The 16099-nt window shown below is 48.5% G+C and carries 16 protein-coding genes; 5 read left to right on the top strand and 11 right to left on the bottom strand.

Annotated features, from left to right (window positions below):
• Positions 1 to 224 precede the first annotated feature (224 nt).
• Positions 225 to 1748 (top strand): KAP family P-loop NTPase fold protein, encoded by a 1524-nt coding sequence (locus tag ACO0LF_RS15995; RefSeq protein WP_423015644.1) that lies wholly within the window; start codon positions 225 to 227, stop codon positions 1746 to 1748.
• A gap of 160 nt (positions 1749 to 1908) precedes the next feature.
• On the opposite strand, the gene ACO0LF_RS15990 is transcribed toward ACO0LF_RS15995, so the two are convergent.
• From ACO0LF_RS15990 to ACO0LF_RS15980, 3 genes are all read right to left on the bottom strand, one after another.
• Entirely contained in the window at positions 1909 to 2241 is a 333-nt protein-coding gene (locus ACO0LF_RS15990) for a hypothetical protein (RefSeq protein WP_423015642.1), read from the bottom strand.
• A gap of 347 nt (positions 2242 to 2588) precedes the next feature.
• Entirely contained in the window at positions 2589 to 5060 is a 2472-nt protein-coding gene (locus ACO0LF_RS15985) for a DUF4214 domain-containing protein (RefSeq protein WP_423015640.1), read from the bottom strand.
• Positions 5061 to 5266: 206 nt separating this feature from the next.
• Positions 5267 to 6163 carry a LysR substrate-binding domain-containing protein gene (locus ACO0LF_RS15980; protein ID WP_423015638.1) on the bottom strand — a complete coding sequence of 299 codons (897 nt, stop codon included), beginning with the start codon at positions 6161 to 6163 and terminating at the stop codon, positions 5267 to 5269.
• Positions 6164 to 6285: 122 nt separating this feature from the next.
• On the opposite strand from ACO0LF_RS15980, the gene ACO0LF_RS15975 reads away from it, so the two are divergent.
• From ACO0LF_RS15975 to ACO0LF_RS15960, 4 genes are all read left to right on the top strand, one after another.
• Entirely contained in the window at positions 6286 to 6948 is a 663-nt protein-coding gene (locus ACO0LF_RS15975; protein WP_423015636.1) for a DsbA family protein, read from the top strand.
• A gap of 137 nt (positions 6949 to 7085) precedes the next feature.
• Positions 7086 to 7625, top strand: a complete 540-nt coding sequence (gene msrA, locus ACO0LF_RS15970; RefSeq protein WP_423015634.1) for a peptide-methionine (S)-S-oxide reductase MsrA — start codon at positions 7086 to 7088, stop codon at positions 7623 to 7625.
• Between the two features lie 312 nt (positions 7626 to 7937).
• Positions 7938 to 8456 (top strand): lysozyme, encoded by a 519-nt coding sequence (locus tag ACO0LF_RS15965; RefSeq protein WP_423015632.1) that lies wholly within the window; start codon positions 7938 to 7940, stop codon positions 8454 to 8456.
• 11 nt (positions 8457 to 8467) lie between these two features.
• Complete coding sequence (locus ACO0LF_RS15960) at positions 8468 to 9475, top strand: hypothetical protein (RefSeq protein WP_423015630.1); 1008 nt, start codon at positions 8468 to 8470, stop codon at positions 9473 to 9475.
• 78 nt (positions 9476 to 9553) lie between these two features.
• On the opposite strand, the gene ACO0LF_RS15955 is transcribed toward ACO0LF_RS15960, so the two are convergent.
• The 8 genes from ACO0LF_RS15955 to ACO0LF_RS15920 all read right to left on the bottom strand — a co-directional run bounded on the left by ACO0LF_RS15955 (position 9554) and on the right by ACO0LF_RS15920 (position 16077).
• The gene (locus ACO0LF_RS15955; RefSeq protein WP_423015628.1) at positions 9554 to 10156 is read right to left on the bottom strand and encodes a hypothetical protein; all 603 of its coding nucleotides are present in this window, start codon (positions 10154 to 10156) and stop codon (positions 9554 to 9556) included.
• On the bottom strand, positions 10153 to 10749 hold the full coding sequence (locus tag ACO0LF_RS15950) for a dual specificity protein phosphatase family protein (protein ID WP_423015626.1): 597 nt from the start codon (positions 10747 to 10749) through the stop codon (positions 10153 to 10155). The genes ACO0LF_RS15955 and ACO0LF_RS15950 overlap by 4 nt, the downstream gene beginning before the upstream one ends.
• A complete protein-coding gene (locus ACO0LF_RS15945; protein WP_423015624.1) occupies positions 10739 to 11236 on the bottom strand; it encodes a hypothetical protein in 498 nt (165 codons plus the stop codon). Before ACO0LF_RS15945 ends, ACO0LF_RS15950 begins: the two co-directional genes overlap by 11 nt.
• An 11-nt stretch (positions 11237 to 11247) precedes the next feature.
• Entirely contained in the window at positions 11248 to 12378 is a 1131-nt protein-coding gene (locus ACO0LF_RS15940) for an MGDG synthase family glycosyltransferase (RefSeq protein ID WP_423015622.1), read from the bottom strand.
• Between the two features lie 124 nt (positions 12379 to 12502).
• The gene (gene pdxH / locus ACO0LF_RS15935) at positions 12503 to 13138 is read right to left on the bottom strand and encodes a pyridoxamine 5'-phosphate oxidase (protein WP_423015620.1); all 636 of its coding nucleotides are present in this window, start codon (positions 13136 to 13138) and stop codon (positions 12503 to 12505) included.
• Between the two features lie 37 nt (positions 13139 to 13175).
• Positions 13176 to 13709 carry a hemerythrin domain-containing protein gene (locus ACO0LF_RS15930; RefSeq protein ID WP_423015618.1) on the bottom strand — a complete coding sequence of 178 codons (534 nt, stop codon included), beginning with the start codon at positions 13707 to 13709 and terminating at the stop codon, positions 13176 to 13178.
• An 80-nt stretch (positions 13710 to 13789) separates the two neighbouring features.
• Positions 13790 to 14662 (bottom strand): class I SAM-dependent methyltransferase, encoded by an 873-nt coding sequence (locus ACO0LF_RS15925; RefSeq protein ID WP_423015616.1) that lies wholly within the window; start codon positions 14660 to 14662, stop codon positions 13790 to 13792.
• A complete protein-coding gene (locus ACO0LF_RS15920; RefSeq protein ID WP_423015614.1) occupies positions 14659 to 16077 on the bottom strand; it encodes an FAD-binding oxidoreductase in 1419 nt (472 codons plus the stop codon). Before ACO0LF_RS15920 ends, ACO0LF_RS15925 begins: the two co-directional genes overlap by 4 nt.
• Positions 16078 to 16099: the final 22 nt, after the last annotated feature.

The raw sequence follows: 16099 nt of genomic DNA, 5'->3' as shown, positions 1-16099 counted from the left end.
ATCGCGTACCAGATAAAGTTAATCCTTCGAAGGCACGATTATATGTCACTGAACAAGTGTTTTCTGATTTGCGCGTTAAAGGGGCATATAAACGTGTCAGGAAAATACTAGGGTTATTAAAAATACAGCATTAAATGCAAAATTTCAGTAGTATTTCCAAATACGGCCATTTATTTAAAGTGAAATTGATAATATATGAAAAATTATCTAAATTACAAAAGACCATGACTGATGAGCAATCAAAAACAGTAGCGCCAGAAGATTTTTGGGGCGGAGATATTCTTAAGAGAAAAGAAGCCGCTCAATATCTTGAAAAATATCTGACGACGAGATATGCACTGAAAAAAGATGAGGAAGGTTTTGTACTTGCTATTAATGCCGAATGGGGATATGGCAAGACATTCATGCTGGAAAGATGGAAAAAAGAGCTTTCTTTTAAAAATTACCCTGCAGTTTATTTTGATGCGTGGAAAAATGACTTTACAACTGATCCACTCATTGCATTCATAGCTGAATTAGATTTAGGGCTTGCTGAATACTTTAAACGCGTACCTATTGGCAAAAAATTATACGCATCCGCATTTGGAAAATTAAAAAAAATCATTAAGCCTGCTAGTCAAGTATTAGTATCGGCAGGAGCTAAACATCTTGTTGGCATGAGTGTGGAAAAAATTTCTGAGATGTTTAGCGACAACGATACCGATGAAATCTCTGTGGATGCCGATGAGAAAGAAGGCATAGAAAAGTCATTCGAGAGCACTAAAAAATCTCTTGAGCAAGCAGTTGACAACGCATTGAAGGAGCATAGAAATACAAAAACTGCTATTAAGGAATTTAAAGAAAAGCTGACGCTGCTTATCGAAGCTTTAAGCGATCAGCCATTGGTGCAACTTCCAGTTTTCATATTTATTGATGAGCTTGATAGGTGTCGACCGAATTATGCAATAGAACTTTTAGAGGGCATTAAACACTTATTCGGTGTAAAAGGAATTTACTTTGTAGTTGCTACTAATATTGCGCAATTGTCTGAGTCTGTAAAAGCTATTTACGGTGCTGGATTTGATGGAGAAAGGTACTTAAAACGCTTCTTCGATCTGGAGTATTTGTTACCTGAACCTAGTAGTTTTGTGTATGCGCAACACTTATTAAAAAATGCGATAAAGCCAGATAGCTCCAAACTAATTTTTGGGGTACAAAATATAATTGATGAAGTAGACTCAACTGACATGTTAGTTTTCTCCTTCTCCAAATATTCAGATTATTTTCAAGCTGGGTTAAGGGACCAAAAACAAGTCTTGAAAATTATCGAGGCAGCGTTTGTCAACTTAGAGAATGGGAGTGCTGATAGAGGTATCCACATTCATTTATTGCTTTTCTTAACTTTCCTTTATCAAAAATCTTCAGTTGTTTATGAGCAAACAATTCGAACAAGCGTTCTAGGCAATCCAGCTTTTAATGATATGAATCTGGTAAGAAATGCTGGAGCATTCACGTACGTCAGTTATTCACAAGGTGGTAGAAGAGAGGAGCGAAGGACAACGATCTACGAAATAGCTGAATTCTATTTAACTACACGAGCAACAAGTTCAAGTGAAGGATTTCCAAGCTTGGCAAATTCAAGTTTCCCAAATAATTTAATTTCGCACTTAAATTTCAATCAACCAGGACGAGAGTTTCCGTGGAAATTAATTATAAATCGATACATAGATATTGTTCGCCACGCTTGCGGATTCGTCTCTGAGAAATAGTATCGAAATAAAATTTTAATTTTACTGAGATTTAGTTAAGCAAATGAATCTATCGCCGATGTTATTTTGTTGGCAATGCATTTCCTTGAAATTTTATGGAGTCACTTTGATAATAAATAGAATATGACATTACATTGTTAATGTTCTATTTATTTTATGATTAATGCAGGCGCGACCTGTCATAACGATGCTCCAGAATTTGCAAGAGCAAGGTTTCGCGTTCTGTTTCATTGGCATGCAGCAGGCGTATGACTGCTTTGCGCGGCACTTTGAAATAACGACGGCGGTTGGAGCGCATGTCCAGGGTGCGCCAGCCTTTTTCGGTCAGCCATTCCCATTGTTCATAATCAATAGGCACGATTAATTGCATCTTCAGACGCTTGTAGACGACGGTACTGCCAAATGCTGGTTTGGGGCCAGGCGGTGGCAACTCGCGTTCATGGCGCATTCTGAAGATGGTTCTGAAGCCGTTTTTGATAACGTCAATTAACATGGTGTTCTTATTGAAAAGCAAGGCGGTAGTAATTTCACTAGTTAAACCCTGCTATCTATCGTCCTTGTCCGGGACGCGGCGGGCATTTAACTGACTGTTTGCCGGACAACATGCATTTGTTGTCGGCAGTAAATTCGAGTGAAATATTTTAGTCGTATACCAACTATTTACTGCACTTCTCTTGTGTAAGTTTGTGTAATCTTTAGTCCGGGAAGTTACATTTTTTCACGTTTGTTCGGTTTTATTCTAAATTACGAGGATTGCTTGCCAAATTAGCCAGCAAGCTGTCATGCAATATCCTTATTACCTCATAGTATTTTGTCTTTTTGAAAATAATGTCTTTTTAGCTATTGCAGGTAGGGGATATACGCAATCCCACTTTGCGTCGCTGTTGCTGTCTTGAGCTTGTTTTCCTGGCTTTCAGTAAAACTCGCCAAGACCCCAGGCAGGGTGATACGGTTGGCTTGTATCTCCGCCTTCCAGTAATCAAAACCAGCCTGGTCAGGCTGACGACCCAGGATATTTCTATACAAGGTAGTCAGGAAACTATCTGTTGAAGGATTGGTGGCTCCGTACAGGGTTTTGAATTCTGCAGATTGCATGAAACTTGCTGCCACACTGCTCAGATTGCTGCCCTGGTCCATTTGCTTGATCCAGTAGCCTAGCCCTGCGAGGTCAGGTACACGGCCAAATGCCGCCTGGTAGATGCGGTAGGCTTGCCCTGGCTTACCCTCGACATCAAATGCCACAGTCACATCCTTGAAGGCGATGCGTGCAGAAGTGGGCACTACCTGGCTGGCGCTATTGCCTGACTTGTCTGTAATGGCATAGCCACCGGTGGTTTTAGAGATCGTATAGTTCGCCAGATTGCCGTCAAACCCGGTGGAAGTGACTGTAAAAAAGTAAGGTTTTCCCCAGTCAGAAAAGAAGCGTCCCTGATACTGGCTGCGGCCTATCACCAGATAATCACCTGCTTTGGTAAACACCAGACTGGTGCCAGTTTGATTGCCATTGATGAAGCCAGTTTGCTCATCCACCAATTGCACGACATTGGCAAACTTGATGTTATTGAATTGCCAGCCAGAGACGCCAGGTGTGGTGTAGAAGGAAGAGCCAGAATCCAGCGTGACAGCAAAGCGGAAGTTGACACTACTGCCTGCATATTTAGCCAGGTCTACCTTGATATGGTTGCTCGCCTGCGGGCTGGATGTACCTTTTTCTGAATAGACATCTGACCAGGTGGCACCGTCATTGCTTGAAACCTGCACCCTCAAATACTCGCCAGGGGTGGCATAACCCGTGGTTTTATCAAACTCGACCTGGCCTCCTGCTGCTATCAAGAGCTTGTTATTGTAGCCCAGGGTTTGCAGACCAAAGTCGCCGTGGAAGAGGATGAAGTTATTGCTACCAAAGGCAGAATAGTTGGAGGCGGTGCTGGCGGTCCAGCTATCTGCGGCATTCTTGACAGTCCAGGTATCCGTCAGGGCGGCCTTGCGATAGGTTTTCAGACCATAGCCAGAGGCATCCGCGACAGGTTTGACCTGGAACAGCAAAGGGGAATTCACATTGACGCTGGCGTTAGCCGTGACCTGAGTAGTGTCTATACCTGGTGTCGCTGTTTCAGGATCAAAAATGATGACTTTATAGCTGAATGTTTGTGATCCTCCCGAAACCCGCACATCAGAAATTGTGACCTCATAAGTCTCGTCACTTGCTGGTTTGCTTGCTCTGCTGCCATCTGTCGTACCCTGTAATAACCAGACGATGGTGTTCTCACCATAGCCCCTGGCTTGGGCTTCGATGTTCACAGGGATGTTGACGCCAGCCTTGCTGATGCTCACTTTGGTATTGGAAAAATCAGCGTCTTTGTACGAGAATGACCAGCGGCCATAAACGACAGGGTAGGGGGCATAGCCCCTGGCTGGCCAGGCGATGAAATCGTCGCGTAGCTTGGGGCGCTGGCTTAATGCATTTCTATCAAACACCCACAATGAGTTGGCGGAGGAGAGTGAGTTATTGCCCGCACCGGATGAGGGGGCGCCAGGGACGCTGCCCGAACCCATGACCTGAGTCCGCGGATACAGCAGCCAACGGCGGTGGCCCACAGCAGCATTATTGTTGCCGCTATCCCCCAGATAACCATTCGAGATTGCATCTGGCCCCGCATTGCCCAGGGCGAGGTTAGAGTTGCCAGCCGCCTCAGCGCCATCGGCGGTATAAAATTTCCAGCTGGATGGCGGTGTATGCGAGAGCTGTCCATTGATGCTCATCATGAATGCAGCTTGCTGGCTCTTGGCAGAATAAACTGGATCGAATACGACATTCGCCGGTACGCCAGCCAAGGCACGTATTAAATTGATGCGCAACAAGGTGGCATCCTGGTATTGCGTGCTGACACTGCCCGCCTTGCCTGCGGCGTAGTCGCCAGTCCAGTTCATCGCTACATTATCTGATTGCGGGTAGAGGGTGTTGTAGGCATTTCTGACCATTTCCCGGTTTTGCGTATCCAGCAACAATGGTGGCAGGGCATTGATGGGTGCAGGGGCAGGCTGGTGCAGAACCGGACCATCTTTGTTCAGCGCCCTGTATTGCTCAAACGTCAGCGGCTCATCCAGTTGTGTGCCGGGCTGGTTTGCCGTACCTGCCGGTGGTGGTGTGACCACTGCGACTTTGTTTGTAGAGCTTTCTGGCGAAGTACTGCTGCCTCCACAAGCTGTCAAGAGCAGGATCAGCAAGGCAGATGCATAGTGCGTGCCTGGTTTTTTGCCGACTGCCGTCAAGCGTTCAGGTGAAAGGGCACTGGCGGGAGAAAGCTTCATTCTTTTCATGATATAGGGTGCTGGTAGTATTGCTTGTCGTTTTATTCTTGATTTCGTTGAATAAGCATATCCAATGCCGTGACAGGAAAAAGATAGCACGAAATGATGGACGATCAGGATTCTGGCTGTTTGCCAAGTGTAAGTAATAGTAATGAAATCGATTCTGTGTTTTGGCAGGTTTTGATCGTGGCAGAATGCGTCCCATTTCAAGCTGGATTCAGATACTGCGTCAGCGCCTCAATCGCAGCCCTTACTTTTTGTGGCTGCAAACCACGCTTCAAGGTTACTGCGAAAATGCCAGCCCCTGGCAGTTGCCAGTTATCCAGCACCGTCACCAGGCGACCAGCGCGTAAATCCTGGCTGACTGCATAGCTGGGCAAGCGCGCCAGGCCCATACCCTGGACAGCCATATGGGTTAGCAGCCGCACACTGTCAGTCATGGCAGACGCTGTCAGGCTGACTTTGATCAACAGGCCATCGGCATTTTTTAAAGGCAGTATGGTGGGATCAGTAAGGCGTGTCATGGCAATGATTTGGTATTGACTCAAATCTTCCGGGTTCTGCGGTATCCCCGATTGTTTCAGATAAGCAGGCGAGGCAACCAGGACCTCATGCAAGTCCGATAATTTGCGGGCTACCAGGGACGAATCGCGCATCCAGCCTGAGCGTATGGATAAATCAATTTGCTGGCTTGCCATATCGACGATATTGTCTGCAACCTGTATGTCCAGTACTAACTTGGGGTGTGTTCTGGTGAGTGGCTGGAGGGCCGGCAGGATAATACTTTCTGCCACATCAGAGGCGGCAGAAATACGCAGGCGGCCAGCGATTTCTCCCGAGCTTTCGGCAATCAACTCTTGTGCTGCTTCTGCTGCAGCCAGCATGGACTGGCATTGCTGGTAATACTCTTGCCCGACCTCGGTCAGAGACAGGCGACGGGTAGTCCTGTGCAACAGACGTACCCCCAGTTCAATTTCCAGTTGAGAGACGGCAGCACTGAGTACCGAGGTTGCCAGATCGAGTGCCCGGCTGGCAGCGGAAAAAGAGCCATAGCGCACTACCTGGGCGAACAAGGCCATGCGGCGTAGTTGATCAAAATGCATGATTCGAAAAATATAAGAGTAATTATTCTGTTTTATCGAAAGATGCTTTCCATCATACGCGCTTTTTCTATACTTGTTATTTGCCTAGAATAGCGGCAATTATTCAAGGACAGGAGCAAGGCATGAGCATCAAACTACATATGATTTTTGACCCCCTATGTGGCTGGTGCTATGCGGCCAGCCCTTTGCTAAAGCAAGTGCAGGCGCATTTTGGTGACAAGCTGCCGCTGGTGTTTCATCCGGGCCTGTTGTTTGCCCAGCCTAATGTCATCCCGCCCAGCTACAGAGAGCACATTATTGCGGCCGACCAGCATATCGCCATTTTGTCAGGCGTGGCATTTGGCCAGGCATACCTGGATAGAGTGCGGAAGATAGATGAATTGAAGTATTACTCGGTACCATCAGCAACTGCGGTCATGAGTCAGGCAGACGCCTCTGGCTTGGCCGCTTTACAGATGCTGGAGAAAATTCAGCATGCGCATTATGTTGATGCGGCGGATATCAGTGATTTTCATGTCTTGAGCCAGTTGGCTGTCGGACTGGGTTTGAATGCGACAGATTTCAAAGAAAGTTATGCCAGAGCGCAAGCAGATTTGCCAGCGCGGGCAGGGGCTGCCCACCAATTATTGCGCCGGGCAGGTGCCCAGGGTTTCCCCAGTTTTGTTTTGGAAAGCCAGGGACAATTTCAGCGCTTGAATCATAGTGTCGCGTACCAGGATAGTGCCCGTTTTCTGGCGGAGATAGAGTTGGCTGCAGAAAGAGCGGAACCGGCCACAGTGTTTTGATGTCGTTTGTTATAGCTTGGTTTCATTTACTTACAAGAAGTCATACAAGTCCCAGGCAAAGATTTCATAAATGTAAGAAAATGCGCTTTATACAGACTAAGTACAGACTAAGCTACTGTATAAACAAGGAGAAAACCATGAGCGCGACATCGACTGAATTTGCCACCCTGGGAGGCGGCTGTTTTTGGTGTACTGAAGCTGTATTCCAGCAAATTCGTGGGGTATTGAAAGTGGAGTCAGGCTATGCCGGGGGTGCCGTCCATCAACCCACCTATGAACAAATCTGTACCGGCAAAACCGGGCATGCAGAAGTGGTGCGCCTGACTTTTGACCCTGCCATCGTCAGCTATCGGGATTTGCTGGAAATTTTTTTCACCATCCATGATCCTACGACTTTGAACCGTCAGGGCAATGATGCAGGCACGCAGTATCGCTCCGTCATTTTCTTTCATGACACTCAGCAGCAAGCCCTGGCACAACAAGTTGTCAAGGAAATGGCCATGGTCTGGGATGATGCCATCGTTACCGAAATCAGCCAGTCACCAATGTTTTACATCGCGGAAGAGTATCACCAGAATTATTTCCGCCAGCATCCAGAGCAGGGCTATTGCTCCTTCGTGGTGGCACCTAAAGTCGCCAAAGCCAGAAAGGTATTTGCCAGCAAGCTGATTGCTTAAATCTTCTTACCCGCAGCAAAGTGCCAGTGCATTTTGCTGCGCGCGTCTATAGGCGTGTTGTGATTCCATTGCACGCCAGGTTTGTCGACATAGTTTCCACCTGTATTCATTCCCGCAAAAATGCTTTATCCGCCACAGTCTTGGTGAATAAGCGCGATTAAGTTATAAAAAAGTCATATTTATTTGATACTATCCTCATTGCTTGTGCAAGCGTGTTGAGTGTCTGTCTGCGAATATTGCTCTGAGGATGCAGTTTTCTCCAGATTTCTCATACTTGCATGGCCCACCCATGCCAATAACAGGGAGAGAAAAATGGCACTTCGTGACGTGAATCCGGCGACCGTCGATCTGGTCAAGCGCTTTGAAGGCATACCAGACGGCAATCCCGCCACCAGCAATATTGACCCTTACCTGGACCCTGTGAATATCTGGACCATAGGCTGGGGTCATGCAATCACTTATCAGGGACGATTCATGAAAGGACAGGCTGACACCCTGCAAGTCAAAGCCCTGTATCCAAATGGTATCAGTCTGGAACAGGCCAGCGGTCTGTTGCAGGCAGACTTGATGAATGCTGGTCGGGATGTCTTGTCAGTCGTGACTGTGCCTTTGAATGATAATGAATATGGGGCCTTGACCAGCTTTACTTTTAATTTGGGCGTAGGCAATTTACGCAGCTCCACCTTGTTAAAAAAACTCAATGCCAATGACAGGGCAGGAGCGGCTGACCAGTTTGGCCGCTGGACCCAGGCTGGAGGCAAAACTTTGCAAGGCCTGGTCACACGCCGCGCAGCTGAACGCACCTTGTTTGTAACTCCAATGCCAAACTGAAGGAAAACAAAATGCTGCTTACCATAAAAAAATTACTGTTTTGTGCGTTGAGCCTGGGTTTCAGCCTGGCTCTGGCAAATGAGGCTAAGCCGCTGGTCCGGAAAGAGGTAGATCTGGACCAGGAATTATTGATGATTTCTGTTCCCAAAGTATGTGAAACTTTGAAGAGTGAGCAATTCAGTTCGGTAGAACTGCGCATCAATGGGGTGCTTAGCCAAAGAAAATTACTTGACTGCAACCCTGACCCAAGCATGAACAAACTGGTCTTTCAAATGCCGCAAACAGACTCCAGCATTTTTTTGTCTGAACGCGAGGCCGTGATGGGCACTCCCTGGCAAGAGTCACGCCACGGTTACGGTCGAGATCTGCCCTTCAATGTCAGTGTAAAAAAAGCGGGTATCAGTGTAGTCCTGGCGACAGGTTCCATGCACTTTCAAATATTGAAACCAGCGCATCTTATTTTTGGCTTTGGATTTATTGCCGTCGTCGGCTATGCCCTGTTTCGACTCGGAAGAGATTCTGGCTTGCTGCGTGACAGTAACTCGGTAGCCGTAGAGCAGCGTACTTATAGTCTGGCGCGGGTACAAATGGCCTGGTGGTTTTTTATTGTACTGGCCTCTTATATCTGGTTATGTATAGCGACAGAAGGTATACCTACTATTTCTGCACAGGCTCTGGGTTTGCTTGGCATAGGCAGTGCCACTTATCTGACTGCTGCTGGTGTGGATACCAGCAAGCCAGACCAGCTTGGCGAAAGCCAGGGATTTTTCCATGATATTCTCAGTGACTCACAAGGCTTGACCTTGCATCGCTTTCAAATGCTGGTATTCAATGTGCTGATAGGCTTCCTGTTCCTGATCTATGTGGTACAGCACTTCAACATGCCTAACCTGGACAGTAATATTCTGGCCTTGCTGGGCATGAGTGCGGGTACTTATGCCGGTTTTAAAATTCCTGAAAAACAAGGCGAACCTGCTGTAGAAGATTCCAAGGCAGCTTATACCGTAGAGGACAAGTAATCAGTCTATAGTAATACACTCATGCAAATGCAAACGGGGAGATCATTGATCTCCCCGTTTTGCTTTAGCCGCCCATGCTTAACGCAATTTGTTCCTGAGTGCATCCATCATTTTCGGGATGCTATCCTTGCTCATGCTATCAACGATCCAGCCCAGACCCATAGGCACAGGGCCTGGATCAGTAAATACCTGGTACTTGACAACAGTCTTGTTGGGGTTGCCAGCCTGTGCTGTCAAATCCCAGTAACCTGCAGTATCTGCGATGGTTTCTTCCTGTTTCAAACCTTCCCATGGTTGTAGTTTCCAACTCAGGTTACAGGTCGTGGCACTGGCTTTAGGTGTCATTTTGAGGCGGTATTTTTTGACTTTACCAAGTGGCAGATTCAGGGTGAAATCCACCAGTGCAGTTTCATCCGGCTGGCGCGTGACCTTGGCCTTGGCAGTATTCGGCATGAAGCTGGGGTAATCTTCATAGGCCTGTATGGTTGCGCATACTTTGGCGACCGGGGCATTGAGTATGGTGCCAGCGGCAAACGTCTTGCCACTGCTATCCGGCTTAGTCAGGTCAATGAGCTGGACCTCGGTTTCGCTGAATTTGCTGGCATCCAGTTGGGCAGCCTGTGCACTTGTCGACAAGAGCAGGACTGAGATCATGCCAAATAAAAAAGTAGTTTGTTTCATGGTTTATTCACACCTGTACGTATTTTCTCTATGTCGACTTTGTTCAGATATTCCGGGATGTTTTTCCACATGCTATGGTAACCGTAGCCGCCTTTCATCAATTCTTCCAAAGCCTGTTCCTTGGTCCAGGTTTGATACAGTATCCTGTACATGGCAGTTACCAGACCTGTGCGATCGGCTCCATGCATGCAATGTAGGAGTACGGGTCCCTCTTTTTCTGCTGCCTTAATGGCGCGCAGGGCAGTGATGACATTGAGGTCATTGATGCTCCAGGTATTGATACCTATGCGCTGCAGCTTGATGCCACTATCCTTGAATAAACTGTCATCCGAATGAAAGGAGCGCAAACTGACGATGGTCTTGATGCCCAGGGACTTCAGCAAGGCGGCATCCTTGCTTTCCAATTGGGCGCTGCGATAGAAGTCTTGATTGACGCGATACAGGTTTTTCGCCTCGGCTACCGGGGTAGCCCATTCGGCAGGACGAGCGTCTTGTGCGCTAGCGGTATTTGTTACCAGCAGCAGACTGGTGCAGGACAGAGCAGCCAGGGCTGACACGGTCTTCAAGCCAGCCTTGATCCGTTTACTTCGCATCTTGTTGAGCATGTGTTTTGTACGAATAAATATAGAGGAAAGTGGCACCGATAAAGCCTACCCAATAATCGGTAGGCACGCCCAGCAGCCAGTGTATATGCCAGGGTACAGCATGAGCGTTGAAGCGCGAGACACCATAGGCAGGATTGATGACAAACCATAAAAAGTCCTCGACTACCCAAAAACTCATGATGCTGGCGATGGCACGGCATTCCAGCTTCAAGGTCCATTGCCGCATCATCGCAAAGGGGAAATGAAAAAACAGGCTGATGAAAGGGAAAACCCAGGCGTGGTATCCCGTCATGGCGCGGCCACCCCAGAAGATATCCAGCAGCCAGTGCTTTTCTATACGCCAGGTCGGCAGATTGGCAGCCCAGCCAGCACTGCCTTCTATCTGGATTTCTACCTGGGCAAAAAATAGCGCCAGCACACAGGCAAAAGCAAAGCAGAGTAAGAAAGACAGAAATGAATTAGCAGGTTTCATCATCAAACCAGACCTCAAACTGCTTTACTCAGTATGGTTTGCAAAACATCCCTGGCTGCCTGAGGGCGGCCCAGGGCCTGCGCCTTGACATGCATGTCGCGCAATTTATCGGGATGTTGCAACAGGTAATTCAAGCGATAAGCCAGGCTGATGTCATCATAGGCTTTCAAGGCCACGCCTTGTTCCAGCAAAAAGTCGGCATTGCGTTCTTCCTGCCCTGGAATAGGGGAGTTGACGATCATGGGCAAGCCCATGGCCAGGCATTCAGATGTCGTCAGACCGCCCGGTTTGGTGATTACCAGATCAGCGCAAGCCATCAAACGCTCGACTTTGTCGGTGAAGCCTTGCGGCAATAAGCGCCCCGGATAGCGTAGTGCCAGTTTTTGCAAGGCTTGCAAGGCCGGTGCATTTTTACCTGCCAATACGATGAGCTGGAAATTGCCTGGCAATGACAACAGGCGCTCGGCTACTTCATCGAGCCCACCCAGGCCAGCACCACCCCCCATGAGCATAAAGGTTTGCAAAGCCGGGTTTAGTCCAAACTCTGCAGCACAGGTTTTCCTGTCCAGGTCTTGTGTGAAGGCAGGCATGATAGGAATACCCGTGACATGAACATGGTCAGCGGCGATACCATTGATACGCATGCGGTCTGCCACTTCTTCACTGGCAGCAAAATAACCGGCCATGTGTTCATGTACCCACATCCTGTGTAAATCAAAGTCAGTGACTTGCACCCAGACCGGGCAATGCAGCCTTTCCTTGCGCAACAGACGGGATAGCATTTCGGCAGGCAAAAAGTGAGTGCAGACGATAACATCGGGGGCAAAGTCGGCAATGGCTTGCAGCAAGGGGCGTGAACTTAATCGCTCTATGCCGCGCCTGAGCTTTTCCATGGTGCTGTCAGACTGGGCTTCATTGCTGGCATGGTAGAGATAACCCCACAAGGTTGGGGCTTTGTTGACCAGCTTGATATAGAAGTCGGTATAGATTTTACGGAAGCCCGCCGTGACAAAATCCATCACGTCCAGATGCAAGACTTCAGTATCAGCGGCATGCTGCACGGCAGTGGCCTGTATGGCTTCAGCGGCACGCTTGTGACCTGCACCAGCGGAAACGCTTAATAACAAGATCTTTTTCTTAGGCATGGACTTCGGTGTGTGGTAAAAACACCGAGAATAACACGGTCTGTAAACTGCCATGCCAAATCGGCTTGCTGGCTATCGCATTGTCAATGTTTTGAGAAGGCGGTAGCCATAGCTGCTGCAGGGATTAAGGTTGAAGGCGAGAAATTTCCCACAAGCCATCTTCAGACCTGGTATAGATGATGCGATCATGCAGGCGCGAGCTGCGGCCTTGCCAGAATTCCAGGCGTTCTGGCACTAGCCTATACCCACCCCAATGAGCAGGGCGCGGCGGGTGATCGCCAAATTCTGCTATGACGGCAGCCAGTTGTTGCTCCAGCACGGCACGGTCAGCAATAGCTTGGCTCTGTTGCGATGCCAGGGCGCTCTGGCGGCTGCCTAAAGGGCGACTGTTGAAGTAAGCATCATTTTCCGCATCGCTGAGTTTTTCTATGCGACCCTCTATGCGAACCTGTCTTTCCAGCTGTATCCAGAAAAACAGGAGCGCAGCATAGGGATTGCTTTCCAGATCCTGGCCTTTGGCACTATCGTAATTGGTGAACCAGGAAAAACCACGTGCATCAAATTCCTTGATGAGGACAATGCGTGAACTGGGGCGACCTGCCGTACTCACTGTGGACAGGGTCATGGCATTTGGTTCTGGTACGTCGGCTTTTAAAGCTTGATCAAACCAGTTGGCAAACTGGCTGTAGGGATCGCTGCTCACCTCAGATTCAGCCAGGCTGGCTTTTTTGTAGTCGGTACGGATATCAGCTACGGACATGGTTTTCCTTGATAAAGTATTGAGAACTTTGCTATTTTTATGCGGCAATACCGCGCCTGGTTTTCATCGCTGCGCCCAGAGTTGCCATTTGCGCATCAGAAAACAGGCGTTTTGCCATTGGGGCGATCTGTGTTTCTTCTATCTGCATATGTTCGCTATACAGGGCTTGAAAGTCCTGTACTTCGCTGGCAGATAAGGACGCCGCAGTTGCTGCTGCAATGGCACCCAGCTGTTTTTCCAGTTGTAGCCATTTCGCAGCCATATCTTCATGCTGGCTAAGAATTTTTGGCAAGAGGCCAGCTAGCAGGGCAGCATCTTCGTCCTTCGCAGTCACTTGCAGTTCAGGCAATAGATTGATTTCTTCATCTTCATGATGCAAAGGGGCTGCTTTGACGAAATAATTCAACACCGACTGCGCAGCCTGCTGTGCTTCCTGGTCGGCACCATGGCTGGGTAAGTGATCTAGCAGCTTGCTCATGGTCGCCAATTGCTTGCGTATGCGGTCATGGCAATGCTTGAGTACGGCTAGCGGTTGGTCAAAGCCTGGGGCAGTATCGAATAAGGTATTCATTTTCACTTTGCATGGGTTGATATGCTTATTATGCAATAGACAGCCTCTACCTGCTTGCGTCATATCAAATTCAGACCTGCTCAGACGTGTTGATTTTTAGCGAAACATATATATTCACCCGCCACTGGTTTGATCTTGCACCCTTGCGTAGCGACATCAGCGCTTTCTTTCAAGTCTTGCAGATGGTAGCCATGTTGCTGCAAAAAATTTGAGACTTGCTTTTGTGCCATGCCGGATAAAAAGGGTTCGTTCTTTTTCTTGAGGAAAAAATCAATGATCTTGCTGGCAGGTCGAAAATTGGGTTTGCCATTTGCCTGGATTTCCATCCAGGTAAAAATCAGTGATGACTCCGTGGCAAGCATGCGCATTTGTTGTAATAGCCTGGCAATATCGCTCGTTGCCAAATACATCAGCAAACCTTCGGCAATGAACAAGGTTTTCAGGTGCGCATCAAAATGCGGGCAATTGCCTAATACTTCTATCAGACTTTGTTTGCCCAGTTCAGTAGCGATATAGTGGATACGATTTTCTTGCGAGCCTGTCGCTGCGCGTTTGACAGCCTGCGTTGCCGGATGATCGATTTCTATCAAGTTCAAGTCTGGATATGCTGTCGCCAGTTCCATGCACAGGCTATCATAGCCAGCTCCGGTCACGATGATCTGGCGCGTACCTGCCGCTATAGCTTGCTCGACATAATCCCTGATGACTATTTTGCGCAAGACATAGTGCAGCAAGATGCCTGGCAAGGTCATTTGTTCTGCTGCATAGGCTAGCGTGCGGAACCACTGGTGACTAATCAGTCTGGACAAACGTGGGTGGCTGGCCCGTAACAAGCTTTGCCCATGTGTAGTCATAGTGCCAGGCACGAGGCCCAGATAGTCTGGATCACGCGCCAGCATTTGTACGCCGGCGGCAACGATCAGGGCGGTGTTACTGGCTTGGTCAGCCTTCATGCTGCCTGCTCCTGAGACGCCGCAAACATGGCGGCATGATGCTGGAACCAGGTACTTTGGAATAGTAATTCTGGATCAAAACGGCGTTTGTAAGCCAGGAAATTTTCAAAGTTGGGATAGCAATGGCGGATTTGTTTTGCTGTGGCATAGCGTCCATAAGTCAGGTAAAAGCTGCCATTCCTTAGGATCGCCAGATCGATGAGTCTGCCGAAAGCTGCTGCCGTGGCGGCCATGCCGCTTTCACTATGTTCGGTATGCAAATTAAAGATGACGCAGGCATAGTCTTGCCTGGCCCACGGCAGGAAGCTTTCTGTATCTGCTTCTATCAAACGTACCGTACCGTAGATAAGGTCAACACCATGCTGGCGGAAATCCTGTGCTGCATCGCGCATGAAGGCCAGCAGCGCTGTTCTTGGCACATATAGCTCGCCTATCATTTCCGAGCCATGCTGGCCAAGCAGGCTGTCTATCTTGTCATGATATCCATCCAGATACGTAGTTTGTTGCAGCCTGTCACTCCAGTAAATCTGGCCAGAGCTGGCTAGATAGTGCTGGGCATAGCAATCAAAGGCGCGGCTCTTGTCTACGTGGGCCAATGTCAGCAATTGCTGCCATTGTTCATCGCTGAGTGCATGCTCTTCCCTGATGTTGCTGGAGTCGGCTACCGGGCAATAACAGGAGAATACGCCGCGCCGCAAAAAGTCAGGACTGTCCGGGTCTATCGCAAACTGAAAGTCACCGTAGGTATAGCCCGCTGCTATGCGCTGCGCAAACGCAGCTGGCAATTCATCCAGCGAGATCATGCTGACATCGCGTCGCATTTTTTGTCGGACATCCAGGCGCAAGCTGACCTTGGTGATAACGCCAAACATGCCATAACCACCGATGGCAAGCCTGAATAAGTGGCTATTATTGTCACGGCTGCAATGCTGTAATCTGCCTTGGGCATCCAGCAGGCTAAAGCTCTCGACATCGTTGATGAAAGGGCGCATTTGCAAGCCACGTCCATGCACATTGGCTGACAGGCAGCCGCCTATGCTGAGATTATCTGCACCAGTTTGTTTTTGCCGTATGCTCCATGGTCTGAGGTTGTCTATTTGTGCCGTCTCCAGATAATCGATCAGGGCTGGCCACTGTATGCCCGCTTCGACTGTGACGATGCCCTGGCTGCGGTCAAAAGCCAGCACTTTATCCATGCCACGCATATCCAGCAAGATGGCATCATGGGCAAACTGCTGTCCACCCATGGCATGACGGGCTGCGCTGATGGCGATTTTTTTGCCACTATTTCTTGCCTCAGCCAAAGTTGCGGCAAGATGGGCAAGATCGCTTACTTCTACTATCTTGTTCACCTGAGTGAGGTTCATGGCGGAATGAATATCGTTGACAATGAGTGAATGGTGTTGCGTAGACATGCAGTTTTCTCCTGGTTGGTGA

The organism is Undibacterium sp. Di27W (genome assembly GCF_049340345.1).
Taxonomy (GTDB): Bacteria; Pseudomonadota; Gammaproteobacteria; order Burkholderiales; family Burkholderiaceae_D; genus Undibacterium.
This window is presented reverse-complemented; position numbering and strand designations above follow the sequence as displayed.